At 71.1% G+C, this 18,877-nt stretch carries 16 protein-coding genes; 7 read left to right on the forward strand and 9 right to left on the reverse strand.

What is annotated here, in order from left to right; translation table 11 throughout:
* Positions 1-72: 72 nt before the first annotated feature.
* Positions 73-1,434, reverse strand: a complete 1,362-nt coding sequence (locus AB0P08_RS05035) for an MFS transporter (RefSeq protein WP_363588503.1) — start codon at positions 1,432-1,434, stop codon at positions 73-75.
* Positions 1,435-1,586: 152 nt separating this feature from the next.
* On the opposite strand from AB0P08_RS05035, the gene AB0P08_RS05040 reads away from it, so the two are divergent.
* Complete coding sequence (locus AB0P08_RS05040; protein WP_060922906.1) at positions 1,587-2,237, forward strand: GntR family transcriptional regulator; 651 nt, start codon at positions 1,587-1,589, stop codon at positions 2,235-2,237.
* Complete coding sequence (locus tag AB0P08_RS05045) at positions 2,234-3,088, forward strand: SDR family NAD(P)-dependent oxidoreductase (RefSeq protein WP_363588505.1); 855 nt, start codon at positions 2,234-2,236, stop codon at positions 3,086-3,088. The genes AB0P08_RS05040 and AB0P08_RS05045 overlap by 4 nt, the downstream gene beginning before the upstream one ends.
* Positions 3,089-3,623: 535 nt before the next feature.
* On the opposite strand, the gene AB0P08_RS05050 is transcribed toward AB0P08_RS05045, so the two are convergent.
* From AB0P08_RS05050 to AB0P08_RS05085, 8 genes are all read right to left on the reverse strand, one after another.
* The gene (locus tag AB0P08_RS05050) at positions 3,624-5,777 is read right to left on the reverse strand and encodes a peptidase C14 (protein WP_363588506.1); all 2,154 of its coding nucleotides are present in this window, start codon (positions 5,775-5,777) and stop codon (positions 3,624-3,626) included.
* 104 nt (positions 5,778-5,881) lie between these two features.
* Positions 5,882-6,808, reverse strand: coding sequence for a GNAT family N-acetyltransferase (locus AB0P08_RS05055; RefSeq protein WP_363588507.1), 927 nt, complete (start codon positions 6,806-6,808; stop codon positions 5,882-5,884).
* The gene (locus AB0P08_RS05060; RefSeq protein WP_363588509.1) at positions 6,805-7,818 is read right to left on the reverse strand and encodes a hydroxyacid dehydrogenase; all 1,014 of its coding nucleotides are present in this window, start codon (positions 7,816-7,818) and stop codon (positions 6,805-6,807) included. Before AB0P08_RS05060 ends, AB0P08_RS05055 begins: the two co-directional genes overlap by 4 nt.
* A complete protein-coding gene (locus tag AB0P08_RS05065; RefSeq protein WP_187662932.1) occupies positions 7,815-8,900 on the reverse strand; it encodes a dihydrodipicolinate synthase family protein in 1,086 nt (361 codons plus the stop codon). Before AB0P08_RS05065 ends, AB0P08_RS05060 begins: the two co-directional genes overlap by 4 nt.
* Positions 8,900-9,934 (reverse strand): NAD-dependent epimerase/dehydratase family protein, encoded by a 1,035-nt coding sequence (locus AB0P08_RS05070; RefSeq protein WP_363588511.1) that lies wholly within the window; start codon positions 9,932-9,934, stop codon positions 8,900-8,902. The genes AB0P08_RS05065 and AB0P08_RS05070 overlap by 1 nt, the downstream gene beginning before the upstream one ends.
* Positions 9,935-9,955: 21 nt before the next feature.
* Positions 9,956-10,861, reverse strand: coding sequence for a carbohydrate ABC transporter permease (locus AB0P08_RS05075; protein ID WP_363588513.1), 906 nt, complete (start codon positions 10,859-10,861; stop codon positions 9,956-9,958).
* Positions 10,858-11,763 carry a carbohydrate ABC transporter permease gene (locus AB0P08_RS05080; protein WP_060923533.1) on the reverse strand — a complete coding sequence of 302 codons (906 nt, stop codon included), beginning with the start codon at positions 11,761-11,763 and terminating at the stop codon, positions 10,858-10,860. The genes AB0P08_RS05075 and AB0P08_RS05080 overlap by 4 nt, the downstream gene beginning before the upstream one ends.
* Positions 11,764-11,830: 67 nt before the next feature.
* Positions 11,831-13,072, reverse strand: coding sequence for an ABC transporter substrate-binding protein (locus AB0P08_RS05085; RefSeq protein ID WP_144881556.1), 1,242 nt, complete (start codon positions 13,070-13,072; stop codon positions 11,831-11,833).
* Positions 13,073-13,258: 186 nt separating this feature from the next.
* On the opposite strand from AB0P08_RS05085, the gene AB0P08_RS05090 reads away from it, so the two are divergent.
* The 5 genes from AB0P08_RS05090 to corA all read left to right on the forward strand — a co-directional run bounded on the left by AB0P08_RS05090 (position 13,259) and on the right by corA (position 18,823).
* A complete protein-coding gene (locus tag AB0P08_RS05090; protein ID WP_363588515.1) occupies positions 13,259-14,428 on the forward strand; it encodes an ROK family transcriptional regulator in 1,170 nt (389 codons plus the stop codon).
* On the forward strand, positions 14,425-15,444 hold the full coding sequence (locus tag AB0P08_RS05095) for a Gfo/Idh/MocA family protein (RefSeq protein WP_363588517.1): 1,020 nt from the start codon (positions 14,425-14,427) through the stop codon (positions 15,442-15,444). Before AB0P08_RS05090 ends, AB0P08_RS05095 begins: the two co-directional genes overlap by 4 nt.
* Positions 15,441-16,463 (forward strand): Gfo/Idh/MocA family protein, encoded by a 1,023-nt coding sequence (locus AB0P08_RS05100; RefSeq protein WP_363588519.1) that lies wholly within the window; start codon positions 15,441-15,443, stop codon positions 16,461-16,463. The genes AB0P08_RS05095 and AB0P08_RS05100 overlap by 4 nt, the downstream gene beginning before the upstream one ends.
* 272 nt (positions 16,464-16,735) lie before the next feature.
* Entirely contained in the window at positions 16,736-17,530 is a 795-nt protein-coding gene (locus AB0P08_RS05105) for an SDR family NAD(P)-dependent oxidoreductase (protein ID WP_363588521.1), read from the forward strand.
* A 291-nt stretch (positions 17,531-17,821) separates the two neighbouring features.
* Positions 17,822-18,823: a magnesium/cobalt transporter CorA gene (gene corA, locus AB0P08_RS05110; RefSeq protein ID WP_187662923.1), complete on the forward strand. Its 1,002-nt coding sequence runs from the start codon at positions 17,822-17,824 to the stop codon at positions 18,821-18,823.
* Positions 18,824-18,877 lie beyond the last annotated feature (54 nt).

Consider the following 18,877-nt stretch of genomic DNA (forward strand, 5'->3'; position numbering starts at 1 on the left):
AAGCGGAGGGGCGTCTAGAGCGAACCGGGCCGGCGGGGTCACGTTCTCGTCACGACCGCCGACCCGGACCGGTCATCGCCGGACGGTGGACGCCTCGACGCCGAGGTCGGGCGCCGTCGTGAAGTCCGTGCGGCGGCTGAGCACGAAGGCGATCGTCGCCCCGAGCAGGGTGAGTCCCGAGATGAGGAGCAGGCCCCACACCGCCGACCCCGTGGTCTCGCTGATCCAGCCGATCGCGTAGGGTCCCGCGAAGCCGGCGAGGTTGCCGACCGAGTTGATGAAGGCGAGGCCGGCCGCGGCTGCCGTGCCGGTGAGCACCATGGGCGGCAGGCTCCAGAACAGCGGGGTGGTCGAGAAGAGCGCCGACATCCCGACGCACAGCGCCGCGAGCGCGAGCACCGGTGTGCCCTGCGCCGCGACCGCCGCGATGAGCGACAGGGCGGTGATGATGAGCGTGATGCCGATCTGCAGCGGGATGTTGCCCTGCTTCCGGGCGGCGCGCTCCCACGGCAGCATCACGAGGGCGGCGCACAGGTTCGGCAGCGCCACGAGCCACCCGGTGGTCGAGTTCGAGAAGTCGCCCATGCTCTTCACGATCGTCGGCAGCCACATCCCCAGGCCGTAGGCACCGAAAACGACGCCGAAGAAGAGCACGATGAGCGTCCACAGGCGCCCGTTGCGGAAGACCTCGCCCAGACGAAGGCGGCCGTGCCGCTGCTCGGTCGCCTGGGTCTCGGCGGCGAGCGTGTCGGTGATCCAGCGCTGCTCGGCGGGGTTCAGCCAGCGCGCGTCCTGCGGACGGTCGGGGAGCCAGAAGAACACGACGAACGCGAGGAGCACGGCGGGAACGCCCTGCAGCAGGAACACGAGCTGCCAGCCGTCCAGCCCCCACAGCCCGTGCAGCTCCAGCATCCAGCCGGACAGCGGCGCGGCGACCGCGTTGGCGATCGGGTTCGAGAGCACGAAGACGGCGAGCACCTGCGTGCGGTACTGCCGCGGGAACCACAGCGTGAGGTAGAGCAGCACGCCGGGGAAGAACCCGGCCTCCGCGATGCCGAGGATGAAGCGCGCGCTCGCGAACTGCGTCGCATCCTGCACGAAGGCGGTCAGCGCGGCGACGATGCCCCACGAGATCATGATGCGCGCGATCCACTTGCGGGCGCCGAACTTCTCCAGCAGCAGGTTGCTCGGCACCTCGAACAACAGGTAGCCGATGAAGAAGATGCCCGCCGCGAAGCCGAAGGCGGCCTCGGTGATCTGGAGGGCGGCAGTCATCTCCAGCTTCGCGAAGCCCGCGTTGTTCCGGTCGATGTAGGCGACGAGGTAGAGCAGTCCGAGGAACGGACCCAGCCTCCAGATCGCCTTCTTCATGGCGGCGGCTCCCACCGCGTCCTCCGCGGCGCGCGCCTGCGCGAGCGTCTCTCTGCCAGACATGACAACTCCTTCGTCATCGGTTTCGGGTTTTGCTATAGCATCTAGCACCGCGCGGTTCCTGTCCAGTCCCGGCCTCATGCCATAGCATCGACCGAGCGAAGGAGCCCCCGCTCGACGAGCACCGGGCCGCGCGAGATCGAGAAGGGCCCCGGATGCGCAGCGTGTCGGATCAGAACATCGCCGAGCAGGTCACGGACGAGCTCCGGGCGGCGATCCACTCCGGAGAGCTCGCCCCCGGCGAGCGCCTCGTGGAGCGCAAGCTCGCCGACCGTCTCGGTGTCAGCCACATCCCCGTGCGCGAGGCCCTGACCCGGCTCGCCGAGGAGCGCCTCATCACCCGCGAACCCCGCCGCGGCGCCCGCGTCGCCCAGCTCAGCGCGCAGGACCTGGAGGAGATCTCCAGCCTGCGGATCGTGCTGGAGCAGTTCATGGCGATCCGGGTGCAGGAGCGGTGGAACGACGAGTCGGCGGCACGGCTGGAGGCCATCATCCAGGCGATGGCGGCTGCGGCGCCGGGCGATGTGGCCGAGGTCCTGCGCCAAGACCGCCTCTTCCACGAGACCCTGGCCGACCTCGCCGAGCACCGGTTCCTCGACGAGCTCAGCGCCCAGCTCCGCGGCCGGATCGCCGGGTTCATCCAGGCGGCCAACTCCGCCCTCGACCCCGCCGAGCAGGAGGAGCACGTGCGCAGCCACCAGCAGATCGTCGACGCCATCGCGACCGGGGATCCGGAGCAGGCGCGCGCGGTGATCGCCGAGCACGTGACCAGGGCCGTGCGCCGCATCACTCCGTCGGCCGAGTGAGCGCCGCCGTGGCCGCGCGCACCATCGTCCTCACCGGGGCCTCCGACGGCATCGGCGCCGCTGCCGCCCGACAGCTCGCCGGGTCCCCGCACCGCCTGCTCCTCGTGGGCCGCTCGCCCGACAAGATGCGCACCGTGGCGGACGAGACCGGCGCGGAATGGTTCACGGCCGACTTCGCGCGCCTCGACGACGTGCGCGCGCTCGCCGCACAGCTCGCGGACGCCGTGGGTGCGAAGGGCATCGACGTGCTGGCCAACAACGCCGGCGGCATCTTCGGCGACCGCACCCCCACGGTCGACGGGCACGAGAAGACCATGCAGGTGAACCACCTCGCCCCGTTCCTGCTGACGAACCTCCTGCTCCCGCAACTCCTCGCCGCGCGCGGCGCGGTCGTGAACACCTCCAGTGTCGCCCACCGCCTCTTCGGGCATCTCGACGTCGACGATCTCGACAACACCCGCCGATACTCCCCGAACAAGGCCTACGGCGACGCCAAGCTCGCCAACGTCCTGATGGCGAAGAGCCTGCACGGGAAGTTCCATGCGCAGGGGCTCAGCGCGGTGGCCTTCCACCCCGGCACCGTGGCGACGAACTTCGCCGCCGAGTCGTCGAGCATCATGCGCCTCGTCTACCGCACCCCGCTGCGCCGCCTCGTCCTCATCGGCAGCGACCGCGGTGGCGCGACGCTGCGCTGGTTCCTGGAGGGCACGCCGGGCGAGACCTGGATCTCCGGCGGCTACTACGACGAGCGCGTCCTCAGCACCCGCGTGAACCCGCAGGCGAACGATCCCGCTCTCGCCGAGGCCCTCTGGCGGCGCAGCGCCGAGCTCGTGGGTGTGTCCGAGGCCTGAGGAGGTCAGTCCCGCTGAACCCGGACAGCCCCCGGCACCGCCCGGGCACAACTCCGGAGAACCCCGGCGACACGCCGTAGGCGCGGCCGAGGCGGCGGCGGATCGCGCCGCATCTCCGGAGTTATGCCCGGGGGATCAACTCACCCTGCCATGATGGTGCGCTTCCAGTCGGCCTGGACGACGGTGAGCGCCGGCGCCGCACTTGCCGCGACCACCACCCCCGTCGCGAGAACGACCGTGACCAACAGGTCCTTCATCGCGCCCCTCATCCGCCGAAGCATCCGGACAGCAGGACGCAACCCGACTGGTTGCCCCCGGAGCCATCGGCCGGAATCGGCTTCCAGACGGCCTGGACAGACTGGGGCGCCGGTCCGTCTGCTGCCGCCACCGTGGCACCCGTGGTGAGCACACCGGCGACAAGCAGCCCCACCGCTGCGCCGCCCGGGCACGACTTCGGAGACCCCCGGCGACACGCCGTAGGCGGGGCCGGGGAGGCGGCGGGTCGCGCCGCAGCTCCGAAGTCGTGCCCGGGGGATCAGCCGACGACGAGGTTGGCGGTGTCGACGACCCGATCACCCTCGGCGGGGAACGCCGTGCGCGTGACACTCGCTTCGACGTTGCCGGTGTGCAACAGTGTCGAGCCGGCCCCGAAGGCGTCGTCGCGGAGCTCCAGGGCTCCGCCCTCGAACCGGTTGCCGACCGCGCGGTAGTGGGTCGCGCCGCTCGTCACGGCGACGTGCGTGGTCGCCCCCTCCGCCCGGAACGTGCTGTCGGAGAGCGTCAGATGAAGTTCGCCCGCGCCCGACCGCGACACCGTCGTCCCACCCTTCGCCGAGACCTCGGAACCCGCGATCTCGACGACCTGACGGTCCTTCGATGCCGCCGCGATGCGGGCGTTCCGGAGCGTGGAGCCTTCGACGCGCAGCTTCGCCGTCGCCGAGGCGATGGGGGCGGCATCGTCCGCCGCGGTGAGGGTCGAGCCGCGGAAGGTGACCGCCCCCGGCCCATTGATCTTCATGCCCCCCACCCGGTCGAGCACCGTGTCGACGAAGGTCACGGGCGTCTTCACCGTCCCATTGGTGAGCTCGCCGGGAGCGACGAACGTGAAATGCGAGTCGGCGATCACGGTCGGCCGGGCGGAGTTGTCGGAGGCCTGGGTGATGACGAGCGTGTCCGACGCGGTGCAGCCGCGCAGCTGCGCACCGTCCGCGTTGATCCACAGCATCCCGGAACCGGCGAGCGAGGGCTTGCCGATCACTTGCACGTCCTCGAGCGTCAGGTCGGTGATGCGCACGCGCGCGACGAACCACGAGCACACGTGCTTGCGGACGGTGATGCGCTTGGCGGCCGAACCCCACGCGGCGCCGGAGTTCGCGAACGTCATGAGACCGGAGTTGCCCGTGTAGGTGAGGTCGTGCTCGTACTGGCCGTGCGTGACGAAGGGGCCCTGGTCGTCGCCGTCGCCGTGGCAGTTCTCCACGAGGCAGTAGGCGCTCGCGGTGAAGTCGTTGAGGTGCCGGGCGTTGGCGGTGTGGCAGTTGGCGACATACCCGTACAGGCAGTAGATCTGCTGCGTCAGGTAGCCGGCTCCACCCCAGGTGACGGAGGTCGGGTTCTTCAGCGTGCAGCTCTCCGTCGTGAAGTACGTGTTCCACCGGCGCTGGATCAGCGGCCAGAACGTCGCCGTCCCGTCGATGTGGTCCACGTCGCAGCGCACCGCGTACTCGAAGGCCAGCGGGTGCGACCCCGTGTACTCGTCCGTCCCCTTGCCGAGGAACTTGAGGTTCGACACCGTCACGTCCTGCACCGGCTTCACGTGCCGCCACGTCATCGTGCGGTCCTTGCCGAGCGGCCAGCCGTTCTTGTAGTTCACGCGGATGTGCCGGCCGTCGACGATCTGGGTGACCTGGACGAGCCGCTGCAGCTCGCGCTCCCAGCGTCCCGACAGCGCGTTGACCTCGGCGGCGTACCACTCCCCGACCGCGAAGAACGACGAGTCGCCCACGGGGAAGATGTCGGCGAGGTCGGGCACGTCCTCCCCGAGCTTCGCCTCCTGCACTGCGTCGGTCACCTCGCCGCGGAAGAACATGACGGCCGCGAAGGGGTCGTCCTTCCCGGCGTTCTCGATACCCTCGGTCGTCATCAGGTGGTGCCCGAAGTCGAAGGCGATGTTCGACCGGGAGAACTTATGACGACGGACGAAGTTGAGGTCGGTGTGCGCCTCCACGCGCCGCACGCGGGCGTCGCCCACCATCGCGTCGAGCGCGTCGTCGGCGGGCGCGGAGGCGTCCATGATGCCGAACTTCCGGAAGTCGACCGTGCCGTCGTGCACGAGCACCCAGGCGCCGCCCTTGGGACCCGCGAGCACCGTGCCGCCGTTGGCCGCGGGGGCGTCCTTCTTCACGAACCGGTAGAGCCCGTCGCCGCCGTCACCCGGGGCGGCGTAGCCGCTCGTACGCACGAGGTCGCCGTCCTTGCCCTTGCGCGTCGCGAGAGCGGTGGCGAGGCCTCCGTGCGCGACGTTCTTGGAGCCCGACGACTCCTGCGGCACGGCGGGCCCTGCGGCCTGGGCGGCGGCGGGAGCGCCGATCGCCGCGACCCCGCCGAGGGCGGCGGCGCCGAAACCGGCGAGCAGCATGCGTCGACTGCGCAGCGCGGCGGTCTCCGTGGTGGTGTCCAGCTGGGTCATGCTCATCCTCCTTGCGGCGTCCTCGCCGCGGTCAGGCGTCCGGCCCTCGGCCGGATCGCGGTCACCGATCAGTCCCCGATCTCCAGCGCTCTCCGAGCGGATGCTCAGAAGTAGTCGCCCGCCGTGAAGTGGCGGATGCCGTCCACCCGGGCCTCGCGGCGCAGTGGACGGATCATCCCGGTGCGGTCGTCCTGCCGCACGGCCGCCGGAGCGAACGCGCGGACGGCGCGTTCCTCCGCGGCGAGCGCGGGGACGGCCAGCTCGCAGGTGCGGACGCCCGCCGCGGCCCAGTCCGCGGCCACGGCGTCCAGCAGGGTGCGACGCACCGCGACAGGATCGGCCACCGAGGGATCGGTCGCGTTCTCGTGCAGCAGCCCGACGCCGTCGCGCACCTCCGCCACCGCGTAGCCGACCGTCGTCTCCGCCTCGGCGAGCCGGTACAGCGTCGCGCCCCGTAGCCGCACCTCCGCCATCGTCCAGTCGCGGTCGCCGCGCACCGGAGCGAGCACGACCGCACCGGTGCGGGAGCGCTCGTAGACCTCGCGCACCGGGCCGAGGACACCGAGTCCCACGGACTCACGGCGGACCGAGGCGTGCTCTGCGGCCGTCGCCGACGCCGTCCACGGCCCGGCCATCGTGCGGGGCATCGAGAAGGTCGCGAAGCCGCTCGACCGGTACACCTCGGGAGTGCCGGTGAACAGCAGAGCCCAGTCGGCGTCCCCCGCCGCGTCCAGGGTGGCCGCCACGAGCCGGCGGGCCAGCCCCCGACCGCGGGCCCGCTCGGCGACCGCGACGCTGCCGATCGCGTGCACCTGCGCCACGCCGCCGTCCGCTTCCCGCAGGCGCTTCGGCAGCCCGTAGATCGAGCCGCACACGCCCTCGTCGTCTTCCGCGACGAGCGTGTGGCTCAGCCGCTCGTCGTCCACGAGCCACTGGTCCGGCGCGAGGGGCGGCGTGAAGGCGGTGGCCCACAGTGCCGCGAGGGCGGGCTGGTCCTCCGCACGCGCCGACCGCACGACCACGGCGCTCATGCCATCGAGGAGAGCTGGTCGCGGTCGACGGCGTGTCCGAGGGGCTGCCCCGCGGCGAAGGCGTCGAGCTCGTCCGCCACGATCCGCCCCTGTCGCAGCCGCCCCTCCCTGGTCCCGGCCGCGCGGTGCGGGGTGAGCAGCACCCGCGGGGCCGAACGGAAAGGACTCTCCACGGGCAACGGCTCCTCGTCGAACACGTCGATGGCGGCGCTCAACCGACCGCGCTGGAGTTCGGCGAGCAGGGCGGCCTCGTCGACCAGCCAGGAACGCGCCGTGTTGACCAGGCCCGCACCGTCCGGCATCAGGGCGAGTTCGCGCGCACCGATCAGGTGGTGCGTCTCCGGCAGCGTCGGGGCGTGCACCGCGACGATCTGCGCGCGGCGGAGCGCGTCGTCGAGCGCCACGAGCTCCGCCCCGAGGGACGACGCCTCGGCCGCGTCGAGCGTGGGGTCGACGAGCAGCGGCTGCGCGCCGAGCGCCCGGAGCAAGTCGAGGTACGCACGCCCGGTCCGCGAGGCGCCGATGACCGCGATGGGCGCCCCGAGGATCTCGTGCTGCACCCCGACGGCCTCCGCGTCCCACCAGCCGTCGCCGACGCGCAGGGCGTCGTGCATCTCCGGCACCCGGTGCAGCAGGGCGAGCGTGAACGTCAGCGACACCTCCGCCACCGACCGGGCCATCCCCGCCCCGGCCTGCGTCACCCGCACGCCACGGTCGAACAGCGCGTCGGTGGCGAAGGGCTTGATCGTGGCGCCGGTGTGCGCGATGAGCTCGAGCTTCGGGAGGGTGGCGAGCACGGTGTCGTCGAAAGGACCCACGCCCCAGCTCGTCACCACGACGCGCGCCTCGTCGAGCACTGCCTCCGCGAGCCGGTCCACCCGCACGAACGCCCCACCGAGCCGCGCCGCGATGGTCTCCAGGCGGGCCGCATCGTCCGTCGAGAAGAACTCCGCGAACAGCTCGGCGGAGACGACCGCGACCACGGTCGGTGCGCCCGTCCCCGCGGTCATCGCAGCCAGGCCTCGAGGTTCTCGGCGATGAACGCGTCGTCGTTGAGCTCCGGGTACGCCTGCCGGACACGGGCGATCTCCTCCGCCTGCCCCGGGGAGAGGCCCTCGGCCGGGTCGAGGCACCAGATGCCCTCGAGGAGGCCCTGCTGGCGGAGCATCTCGTGCACCCCGGCGATGACCCCGTGGAAGTCGTTGCCCGGATCGAAAACGGCCTGATTCACGTCCACCATGTCGGAGGCACGGCGTCCCACCTCCCGGTAGGCCTCCGCGTCTCCCGCAAGGGCTCGGTGCACACGCTCCAGCAGCGCGACGGCCGCATGCGTGCCGACGGCCCACTGGCCCAGCAGCCCGCCGACGAACCGGAGGGTGCGCCGCCCGGACGGGGAGTCGACATGGAACTCGGAGAGCAGGTCGGCGACGATTGCGTCGTCGTTGCCGGTGTACAGCGCGATCTCGTCGGCGCGTCCCGAGGCGGCCACGCCCCGCACGAGCTCCAGCGTGCGATAGCGGTCGAAGGGCGCCGCCTTCACGGCGACGACGGACGGGATCGCGGCGAACTCCCGCCAGAACTCGCGGTCGAGCACGGGCCCGCCGATCGCGGTCTGCAGATAGAAGCCGACCAGCGGCAGCACCTCGCCGACGGCGCGGGCGCGGTCGAGCAGGGCACGCTCGTCCGCACCCGCGACGCGGGGACTCACCAGCACGGCGTCGTAGCCGAGGGAACGGGCGAGCTCCGCCTCGGCGACCGCCTGCGCGGTGTCGCCCGCCACTCCGGCGATGCGCACGAGGGTCGCGTCGCCGCGGGCGTCCATCTCCTCCGCGGCCAGCGCGAGCACCGGCTCGAAGAGCGCGTGCTCCGGGTCGCGGATCTCGAACTGCGTCGTGTGCACGCCGACGGCGAGGCCGCCGGCCCCGGCGTCGAGGTAGTAGCGGGACAGCGCCCGCTGCCGCCGCTCGTCGAGCGTGCGCTCTGCGGTGAGGGCGAGCGGATGGGCCGGGATCACGGCGCCGCGGGCCAGGGTCGCAGCGGCCTCAGGGCGCAGCGACGGCACGGTCGCCGTGTGCGCAGCGGCGTCGGTCATCAGAACTTCCCGTCCCGCACGGCCCACTTGGTGGGCTTGGCGATCATCGGCAGTCCGTCGCGGATCCAGCCGGCCTGCATGCGGATGAGCTCCTCGGCGGAGACGGACGGGTAGCCGAACAGGGCCATGCAGCGCCGGGCGTCGCTGAGCAGCGCGGTCGGCATCGGCTCGTCGACGATCTCGACCTCCCGCTCGAACAGGGCGCCGAAACGGTGGGCGATCGAGGAGACGCTGAGCAGCTCCGGTCCCGTGAGGTTGATCACGAAGGGGTCGGTGGAGGCGTGCACGAGGCTCCGCAGCACGACCTCGTTCGCGTAGCCCTGCCAGATCACGTTGACGTTGGCGGTGGCGACCGAGACCGGCTCCCCCGCGTGCACGGCGCTGCCGATGTCGGCGAGCACCCCGTAGCGGAGGTCGACGGCGTAGTTCAGGCGGATGATCGCGACCTTGGTGCCGCGCTCCTGCGCCCCGAACTCGAACACGCGCTCCCGGCCGAGGCAGGACTGCGCGTACTCGCCGATCGGCGCGGGCGTGGTCTCCTCGGCGGCGCCGCCGGAGGTGGCGGGGACGAACGGGTACACGTTCCCGGTGGAGAGCACCGAGATCGCGCTGTCGCGGTAGCGGCGGGCGATGCGGTCGGGCAGAGCCGCGTTGACCTCCCACGCCCAGGAGGCGTTGGTCGCGGCGCCGAACTTCGCGCCCACCATGAACACCACGTTCGGGGCATCGGGGAGACCGGCGAGGTCGTCGTTCTCGATGAGGTCGAACGGCACGACGCGGACCCCCGCGGCCTCCAGGCGCTCGCGGATGGCGGCGTCGCCGAAGCGGGAGACCGCGTACACCGCGTCGTCGGTGCGGCCGGCGGCGTCCAGGCCGCGCCGGGCGAGCATCGCCAGGGTCGGTCCCATCTTGCCGCCGGCACCGAGGATCACGAGGTCTCCGGAGCCCTGGGCGAGGTCGGCCACGAGCCCGTCGCTCGGGGTGGCCAGCGCCTCCTCGAGCTCGGCCTCGGAGGCGAATGCGTACTGCGTCATGGTGGTGCGGTTCCCTTCTTCTCAGCCCTTGATCCCGGTGCCGGTGACGCCCTCCTGCACGTACCGCTGAGCGATGAGGTACGCGAGGAAGATCGGCAGCAGCGCCACGACGGAGCCGGCGAGCATGGTGCTGAGCGGCACATCCTGCTGCTGCAGCGACGAGATGCCCACGGTGAGGGTGAACATCGAGTTGGATTTGGCGATGATGAGCGGCCAGAGGAAGTCGTTCCAGTGCCAGAGGAAGACGAAGATCCCGAGTGTCGCGAGGATCGGCTTGCACAGCGGCAGCACGATCCGCAGGAAGATGCGGAACTCGCCGGCGCCGTCGATGCGGGCCGCCTCGAACAGCTCGTCGGGAAGGCCCTGGATGAACTGGCGCATGAGGAAGACCGCCTGCGCGTTCGCGAGCGTCGGCAGGATGAGTCCCCAGTACGTGTCGATGCCGCCCAGGTTCGCCATGAGGATGAACGTCGGGATCAGCGTCACGTGGAACGGCACCATGACCATCGCCAGGAACGACCAGAACATGACCTCCTTGCCACGGAAGCGCTTCTTGGCGAAGGCGTATCCGGCGAGCGCGGAGAGGAACAGCACCGCCACGACCGACACGAGCGAGTAGACGAGCGTGTTGAAGAGCCAGACGAGGATGTTCTGTCCGCCGAGCACCTGCTCGTACGCCTCGAAGGAGATGTCGTTCCAGGGGATCAGCGAGCCGGGCAACTCGACGACCATGCCCGGCTTCAGGCTCAGCACGACCATCGCATAGAAGGGGAAGAAGCTGAGGATGCCGGCGAGACTCAGCCAGATCCAGCGGACGGCGATGCCCCAGCCGGTCGGCTCGAGCGCGCGGAACGAGCGGCGCGTGCGCGCGGCGGGACGCGTCGCGGGTGGCGTCGTCTGCGTCGGCGGCTGCAGGAGGGCGGTCATTTCTGCTTTCCGATCACGAGGCGCTGGATGAGGGCGACCACGAGGGTCATGACGAACAGGGCGACGCCCACCGCGGCCGCGTAGCCGTAGTCGAAGTAGCGGAAGCCCTGGTCGTAGAGCATGTAGACGAGCGAGTAGCTCGCGTTCGCCGGCCCGCCCTGGGTCATCACGTAGATGACGTCGAAGACCTGGAAGGCGGCCGTCGTCTCGATCACCGCGAGGAAGAAGAACGTCGGGCGCAGGTGCGGGAGGATGATCCAGCGGAAACGCTGCCAGGCGTTCGCGCCGTCGACCAGCGCCGCCTCCTCCAGCTCGCGCGGCACGTCCTGCAGGGCGGCGATGAGGATCATCATCCCGTAGCCGAACCGGGACCAGACGCCCACGACGACGATCGCGGGGATCACGAGCACGGTGCTGCCGAGCCACGAGCCGCCGAGGCCGAGCGGGGCCATCAGCGCGGACCACGGGCCGTTGGCGGAGAAGATCCAGACGAAGATCGAGCCGGCCAGCACGAGCGAGGTGATGACGGGGAGGAAGAAGATCGAGCGGAAGAACCGGGCGCCGCGGAAGGCGCGGCGCACGCCGAGGGCCATGATCGTCGAGAGCACGAGCGCGATCGGCACCGCGAAGACCGTGTAGATGAGAGTGGTCCCCAGCGCCCGCCAGAACAGCGGGTCGGCGACGAGGCGCTGGAAGTGGTCGAGGCCGCGCCAGGCGATCTCGCCGGAGATGTCGTAGTCGAAGAAGCTCAGCGCCACACCCGCGATGCTCGGGCCGAAGCGGAAGGCGATGAACAGCAGGAAGGCGGGGAGCACGAACAGGAACGCGACGCGCGCTTCCCGTCGGGCGAGCACCCGGGCGACCCGTCCTGCGGGCTTCGGCGCCGTGGTGGCCGTCGTCATTGTCGATTCCTCACGTGGGGGGCGGGAGAGAGGGGGCGTGCGGCGGGTACCCGCACGCCCCCGGGTGTCACTTCTGCAGCAGCGGGGCTGCGGCGGCCGCGGCGTCCTTCAGGGCGTCGGCCGGGGACTTCTGGCCGAGCAGGGCGGCCTGGATCTCCGGCGAGAGCACGCCCATGAGCGCACGGGAGCTGGCGTCGAGCTCGCCCACCGTGGTGTCCGGGACGTACTTCTCGACCTCGCCGAGGAGCGGGTCGTCGGCGTACAGCGGCTCGGTGGTGCTGAGCGCCGAGAAGTAGCCGGCGGCCTTGAGATACGGCTCGACGACGTCGGCGCCGGTCGCGAACTCGGCGAACGCGGCTGCGGCCTCGGGGGCCTTCGAGCCCTTGAGCACGGACAGCGAGCCGACGGTGCCGTAGGCCACGGACTCCTTGTCGGTCAGCGGCGCGAGGACCTTGACGTTCTCCTCGCCCCAGAACGGCGCGACCTCGGTCACGGCGTTGTTCCAGGTGCAGGCGACCTTGCCCTGGGCGATGGCGGTCTGCTCCAGCGGGACGTTGGTCGTGAGAGCCTCCGGGTCGAGCGCGCCCTCCTCGGCCAGGTCGGTCAGGAAGGTGAGGGCCTCTTCACCGGCCTTGCTGTCGAAGCCGACCTCGCCGTCCTCGGTGTAGACCTCGCCGCCGGCCTGCCAGAGCAGCGGGTAGTAGGTGAGGTTGAGGGTGTTCTCGGCCGACGCCGGGTAGTTGAGGGCGTACATGCCCTTGTCGACGAAGGCCGGGGCCATCTCGGCGATGTCGTCCCACGTCTCCGGGTACTCGGTCACCCCGGCGGCCTCGAACGCGGCCGCGTTGCAGATGAGGGGCTGCGCGCTGGTGAGGATCGGGGCGCCGAGGATGTCGCCGCCGAGCGTGACCGACTCCTTGACGTTGGGGAGCAGGTCGCCCTGGCGCTCCTCGCTGAGCAGGTCGTTCAGCGGGGCGATCGACTTCTGGTACGCCGCGAGCTGGTCGGGGATGAGGTAGACGACGTCCGGTCCCTTGCCGGCGGCGATCGCCGTCTGCAGGGCCTCGTCACGGTTCGCCCACGGGAAGATCTCGTACTTCACGTTGACGTTCTCGTTCTCCTTCTCGAACGCCTCGATGGTCGAGTCCCAGAAGTCCTTGTGCACCGCCTCGTCGGCGATGACGGGGTAGAGCCAGACCGTGATGTCCTGCTCGCCCTCTGCGGTGTTGCCTCCGCCGGCCGAACATCCGGCCAACAGGGTGGCGGCCGCGACTCCCGCGACGACGCCGGTGATCTTGCTGACGCGCATGGTGCTCCTTTGCGTAAACCGTGCTGAGTACGGTTCATTATGACATTGGCTTTGGATAATTCGTCAAGCACAAGTTCTCAGAGCCTTGTTTCGGCCGTGTTTCTCGGCCGTGAACAACAATCCCCGATCTGAGAATCGGGTGTGCTAATTTGATCGCACCAACGGCGGAGACGAAGGAGGGACCCGATGGGCGCGACCAGTCCGCTCTCGATCGTGGCGCGGTCCGCACTCCGGCTGCGCGACGCCGGACCGGCGACGGTCAGCGACCTCTCCCGGTCGCTCGAGGTCTCCCGCACCTCCGTCGAGAACGCCGTGGCGGTGCTCTCCGACTCCGGACTCCTCGTCGACGCCCTGGCGCAGAACGGCGGCGGTGCGGGGCGCCCGGCCCGCCGCTACTCCTTCCACGCCGCCGCCGGCGTGGTGGTGGGCGTCGACATCGGCGTCGCGAGCGTGCGCGTCGTCGTCGCGGATCTCGCGGGCGTGGTCATCGCCCAGCGCACCTTCCCCGGCGTCGCGGAGCAGCCCGACGGCCCGGCCAAGCTCGCCGCCGTGATCGACGACGTGCGACGCACGCTCGCCCGGCTCTCGCTGCCGCGCACCGGTCTGCGGGCGATCGGCGTCTCCCTGCCCGGCATCGTCGACGACGACGGACGGGTCACCACCTCGGTCGTCATCCCGGAGTGGTCCGGCATCGACATCGGCTCGCAGCTGCGCCAGGCGTTCGGCTGTCCCGTGGCGGTCGACAACGGCGTGCGGCTCGCGGCCGTCGCGGAACATCACCTCGGCGTCGCGCAGCTCGTCGACGACGTGATCTATCTCTCGGTCGGCAACCGCATCGCCATGGGCCTCATCCTCGGCGGCCGTCCGCGGCGCGGCATCCACAACGCGGCGGGAGACATCGGCCGCCTCGCGTTCCGGGGCCTGAACACCGAGACCGGGCAGATCTCGTGGCGCACCGCCCCGACGGCCGCCGAGGTGTTCGCCCTGGCGCGCAGCGGGGAACAGGCCGCCCGGGAGGAGCTCGACGGCTTCATCGACGAGCTCGCCCACGGGATCGCGACGCTGATCATGACGGTCGACCCCGCCATGGTCGTGATCGGCGGCGGGCTCTCGGCCGCGCACGAGCAGCTGCTCGACCCCCTGCGCGCCGCCCTGCCCGGCCATCTCGGTCTGCCGTTCCAGGTGCCCATCGCGGAGGCGCGGCTGGGAGCGGAAGCCGCCGCCCACGGCGCCGTCGTGCATGCGTTCCAGCGGCATCCGGGCGACATCTACGGCATCGAGGACATGCCCGCCCCACCGATCACCCCCCTGCCGCACGACCCCGCGGCCGGCGTCGACCCCGAGGAGAAGCAGTGAGCACGTTGAAGGTCGGACTCATCGGCGCGGGCGGGATCTCCCGCGTGCACGCCGACGCCTGGCGGGCGCTCGGCGTGCAGGGCTTCGTCACCTCGAAGGAGGGCGCGGAGGAGATCGCCGCGGAATACGGGTTCGAGGTCGTGGCGGACGTCGACGCGCTCCTGGAGCTGGTCGACGTCGTCGACATCGTCACGCCGAGCAGCACCCACGCCGACTTCGCCCTTCGGGCCATCGCCCGGGGGATCGACGTGATCTGCGAGAAGCCGCTCGCCGCGACCGCGGAGGCCGCCGCCGAGGTGACCGCCGCCGCAGCCGCCGCGGGAGTGCGGCTGTTCCCCGCGCACGTCGTGCGCTACATGGGGGAGTACGCCCGAATCAGGGCCGGCATCGACGCCGGGCAGATCGGCACCCCTGCCGTGCAGCGCTTCCGTCGCCTCGGCGCCGCACCCCAGGCCCCCTGGTTCTTCTCGGAGCGGGCGGGCGGCGGCGTCATCCGCGACCTCATGATCCACGACATCGATCAGGCGCTGTGGTTCGCCGGGCCGGTCGACAGCGTCTACGCGGTGCAGAACCCGCCGACGGTCGACGACCACGTTCCGGCCCCGGTCACGGCGCATGTCGTGCTCACCCACCGCAACGGGGTCATCAGCCACGTGCACGCGAGCTGGGTGCAGCCCGGCATGCCGTTCCGCACCAGCGTCGAGGTCGCCGGATCCGAGGGGCGCCTGCGCTACGACAGCGCCGAGGACCACACGCTGCGCACCGACGCCGTGCTCGTCGAGGGCGCGACCGACTACCTCCCGCCGATTTCACCCGAGGAGAGCCCGTACTACGCGGAGATCGCCGACTTCGTGGCCGCGATCGCGGAGGGACGCGACGCCGCCGTCACCCCGGAGGACGGGATCCGGGCGGTCGCGGTCGCCGAGGCCGCCTACGCCTCGATCGCCTCCGGAGCCCCGGTCGCCCTCCCCGCTTCGTCCCCCGCCGTCGCCGTCGCCGAGGAGGCCACCCGATGACCGCTCCCCGCCCGCTGCGGATCGCCGTGCTGTCCTTCGCGCACACGCACGCCCTCAGCTACGTGCACGCGCTGCAGCAGATGCCCGGTGTCGAGCTGATCGCCGCCGACCCCGACGGCGCCTCCGCCTCGGACGACGCTCCGCGCGGCGCCGCTCTGGCCGCGGAGCTCGGGGTCGCCTACGTCGAGACCTACGACGACGCCTTCGCGTGGGGCCCCGACGCGGTCGTGGTGGCCGCCGAGAACTCCCGTCACCGCGCCCTCGTCGAGCAGGCCGCCGCGGCCGGCGTGCACGTGCTGTGCGAGAAGCCGCTCGCGACGACCGTCGAGGACGCGATCGCGATGCGCGACGCCTGCGACCGGGCGGGCGTGCTGCTGATGGTCGCGTACCCGGTGCGCTTCTCCCCCGCGGTGCGTGATGCGGTCGCCGAGCTGCGCAGCGGACGCCTCGGGGCGATCCTCGGCGTCACCGGCATCAACAACGGCAAGCTGCCGCAGGACCGGGCCTGGTTCACCGACCCCGAGCTCGCCGGCGGCGGTGCCCTGGTCGACCACGTCGTGCACTGCGCCGACCTCCTCGACGAGCTCCTGGGAGAGCGCGCGCAGACCGTCCGCGCGGTGTCGAACAGCATCCTGCACGGGGAGCGCGACCTCGCGGTCGAGACGGGGGGCCTCGTGACGATCCAGTATCCGAGCGGCGTGGTCGCCACGATCGACTGCTCGTGGAGCTGGCCGATGAGCTCGGCGACCTGGGGCGGCCTCACCCTCGAGGTCGTGGCCGAGCGCGGGACCGTGACCGTGAGCCCCTTCGCGAAGGGCGTGGCCGGGCACGATGACCGCGGAGAGACCTGGACCCCGGTCGGGGCGGACCTCGACGCCCTGCTGCTCGAGGAGTTCGTGCAGGCCGTCCGCGCGGGCCGTCAGCCCCAGCCCGACGCCGGTGTCGGCATCCGCACCGTCGAGATCGTGAAGGCCGCCCAGGAGTCCGCGTCCCGCGCCGGCACCCCCATCCCCCTCTAGCCCCCGGGGCGTGCGCACCTCCCGCCGGCACCTCGCGGGACCAAAAACGCTCCCACTCCCGTCCCCCCAGGCCCGTTTCCCGTCCCGCACCCCCCCGCGTCCCGCCGTGCGGGATCAAAACCGCGCCTTCCACTCCTGTCCCGGGCCCGTTTCCCGTCCCGCACGGAGACGGCATGTCCCACTCCCGGCCCTCCCGTGGCGGGGAGCGCGCGGGCATGAACCCGGCGCGGCGGGTGTTGCACCGGAGGCCGCAGCGACACGGAGGAGACATCATGCGCATCGACCTCGCCGGGAGAACCGCCCTCGTCACGGGTTCCACTCAGGGCATCGGACTCGCCATCGCGACGACCCTCGCCGACGCGGGAGCGCGGGTCGCGGTCAACGGCCGGAACCCCGGGACCGTGTCGTCGGTCATCGCCACCCTGCAGGCGGAGGATCCGGACCGGAACCTCGTCCCAGCGCCGGGCGACGTCACCACGGAGGACGGTGCCGCTGCCGTCCTCGCCGCCACCGGAGACGTGGACATCCTCGTCAACAACCTCGGCATCTTCGGAGCGACCCCCGCGCTCGACATCTCCGACGACGAGTGGCGGCGGTACTTCGAGGTGAACGTGCTCGCCGCCGTCCGGCTCATCCGCGCGACCCTGTCCGGCATGACCGAGCGCGGCTGGGGTCGGGTGCTCGACATCGCCAGCGACTCCGCGGTCGTGATCCCCGCCGAGATGATCCACTACGGGATGTCGAAGACGGCGCTGCTCGCGGTGTCCCGGGGTTTCGCGAAGGAGGCGGCCGGCACGGGCGTGACGGTGAACTCAGTGCTCGCGGGCCCGACCCACACCGGCGGCGTGGAGGACTTCGTGTACTCGCTCGTGGATCCGCAGCTGCCGTGGGAGGAGGCGCAGCGTGAGTTCATGCGCGTGCACCGCCCCCAGTCCCTGCTGCAGAGGCTCATCGAGCCGGAGGAGATCGCGAACATGGTGGCGTACCTCGCGTCCCCGCTCGCCTCGGCGACGACAGGCGCCGCGGTCCGCGTCGACGGCGGTTACATCGACGCCATCATCCCCTGATCCTTCGAATCGCGCACGTGGCGGCATCTCCGGTCGGAATGGGGCCATTCGGGCGATTCGAAACGGAGGGGTAAGCTGGCCCCCGGAGAAGCACGGAGAGGCGGTGATGGCGATGTCCGACGATAGTAACGACGCCGCCCTCGCTGCGTCGCGCTTACCTGCATCTGCGCGTTGAGCTCCCGCTCCGCGTCCGTGCCTCTCGCCTCGCAGTCATCGGCGGCGTCTCCCGCCCCCTGACGAATCCGCACGCAGACCCTGGTCTGCGTGCACCCGCGAGAACGGAGCCGCATCATGGCGCTCATCGACAACGGCGTGTACGTCCACGGACGTCGCGTGGAGACCCCGAAGAACCTGGACGAGACCTACCGGATGCTGGATGCCGCCGGCGGGATCGCGTGGATCGGTCTGTATCGACCGAGTCCCGAGGAGGTCGCCTCGGTCGCCAGGGAGTTCGATCTGCATCCGCTCGCCGTCGAGGACGCGCTCTCGGGGCATCAGCGCTCCAAGGTGGAGCGCTACGGCGACACCCTCTTCGCCGTGCTGCGCCCCGCCCGGTACCGCGACAAGGAGGAGTCGATCGAGTTCGGGGAGCTGCACCTGTTCATCGGCCCCGACTTCGTGGTGACGATCCGCCACGCCGAGTCGCCGAACCTCGCCGCGGTCCGCCGCCGGATGGAGGCGAACCCGGAGCTGCTCGCGATGGGACCGGAGGCGGTGTTCTACGCGATCCTCGACGAGGTCGTGGACGAGTACGAGCCCGTCGTCGCCGGTCTCGAGAACGACATCGACGAGATCGAGGACCAGCTCTTCGGCGACAGCGACGACGACGCCCTCTCCCGCCGCATCTACGAGCTCTCCCGCGAGGTCATCAACTTCCAGCGCGCCGTGCACCCTCTGAGCGGCATGCTGGAGTGGCTGCGCCGCGGGTCGGAGAAGTACCGCATCGACGAGGAGCTGCAGCGCTCGCTCCGCGACGTGCTCGACCACACGATCCGCGTGAACGAGCGCGTGGACTCGTTCCGGGCGATCCTGGAGAACGCCCTCACGGTGCAGTCGGCCCTCGTCGCCCGGCGGCATTCGGAGGCGGGTTTGGCCCAGAACGATGAGATCAAGAAGATCTCCTCATGGGCGGCCATCATCTTCGCGCCCACCCTCGTCGGCACCGTCTACGGCATGAACTTCGACGTGATGCCCGAGCTGCACTGGGCGTTCGGCTATCCGATGGCGATCGGGGCGATGCTTGCCTTCGCCGTCGGCCTGTTCGGGGTGTTCAAGTACAAGAAGTGGTTGTGACGCGCAGGCTGTCACGCCGATTCAGGCCATCGCTTCCGGAAAGCGCCTGAACCG

Source organism: Microbacterium meiriae (assembly GCF_040686935.1).
GTDB classification, from domain to species: Bacteria; Actinomycetota; Actinomycetes; order Actinomycetales; family Microbacteriaceae; genus Microbacterium; species Microbacterium meiriae.

What these genes read in the sequence shown, in the direction of transcription:
- AB0P08_RS05100 (WP_363588519.1), top strand. Translation starts at nt 15,441, where the DNA reads ATGACCGCTCCCCGCCCGCTGCGGATCGCCGTGCTGTCCTTCGCGCAC.
- AB0P08_RS05065 (WP_187662932.1), bottom strand. Translation starts at nt 8,900, where the DNA reads ATGACCGACGCCGCTGCGCACACGGCGACCGTGCCGTCGCTGCGCCCT.
- corA (WP_187662923.1), top strand. Translation starts at nt 17,822, where the DNA reads ATGGCGCTCATCGACAACGGCGTGTACGTCCACGGACGTCGCGTGGAG.
- AB0P08_RS05080 (WP_060923533.1), bottom strand. Translation starts at nt 11,763, where the DNA reads ATGACGACGGCCACCACGGCGCCGAAGCCCGCAGGACGGGTCGCCCGG.
- AB0P08_RS05055 (WP_363588507.1), bottom strand. Translation starts at nt 6,808, where the DNA reads ATGAGCGCCGTGGTCGTGCGGTCGGCGCGTGCGGAGGACCAGCCCGCC.
- AB0P08_RS05050 (WP_363588506.1), bottom strand. Translation starts at nt 5,777, where the DNA reads ATGACCCAGCTGGACACCACCACGGAGACCGCCGCGCTGCGCAGTCGA.
- AB0P08_RS05085 (WP_144881556.1), bottom strand. Translation starts at nt 13,072, where the DNA reads ATGCGCGTCAGCAAGATCACCGGCGTCGTCGCGGGAGTCGCGGCCGCC.
- AB0P08_RS05060 (WP_363588509.1), bottom strand. Translation starts at nt 7,818, where the DNA reads ATGACCGCGGGGACGGGCGCACCGACCGTGGTCGCGGTCGTCTCCGCC.
- AB0P08_RS05090 (WP_363588515.1), top strand. Translation starts at nt 13,259, where the DNA reads ATGGGCGCGACCAGTCCGCTCTCGATCGTGGCGCGGTCCGCACTCCGG.
- AB0P08_RS05035 (WP_363588503.1), bottom strand. Translation starts at nt 1,434, where the DNA reads ATGTCTGGCAGAGAGACGCTCGCGCAGGCGCGCGCCGCGGAGGACGCG.
- AB0P08_RS05040 (WP_060922906.1), top strand. Translation starts at nt 1,587, where the DNA reads ATGCGCAGCGTGTCGGATCAGAACATCGCCGAGCAGGTCACGGACGAG.
- AB0P08_RS05070 (WP_363588511.1), bottom strand. Translation starts at nt 9,934, where the DNA reads ATGACGCAGTACGCATTCGCCTCCGAGGCCGAGCTCGAGGAGGCGCTG.
- AB0P08_RS05105 (WP_363588521.1), top strand. Translation starts at nt 16,736, where the DNA reads ATGCGCATCGACCTCGCCGGGAGAACCGCCCTCGTCACGGGTTCCACT.
- AB0P08_RS05075 (WP_363588513.1), bottom strand. Translation starts at nt 10,861, where the DNA reads ATGACCGCCCTCCTGCAGCCGCCGACGCAGACGACGCCACCCGCGACG.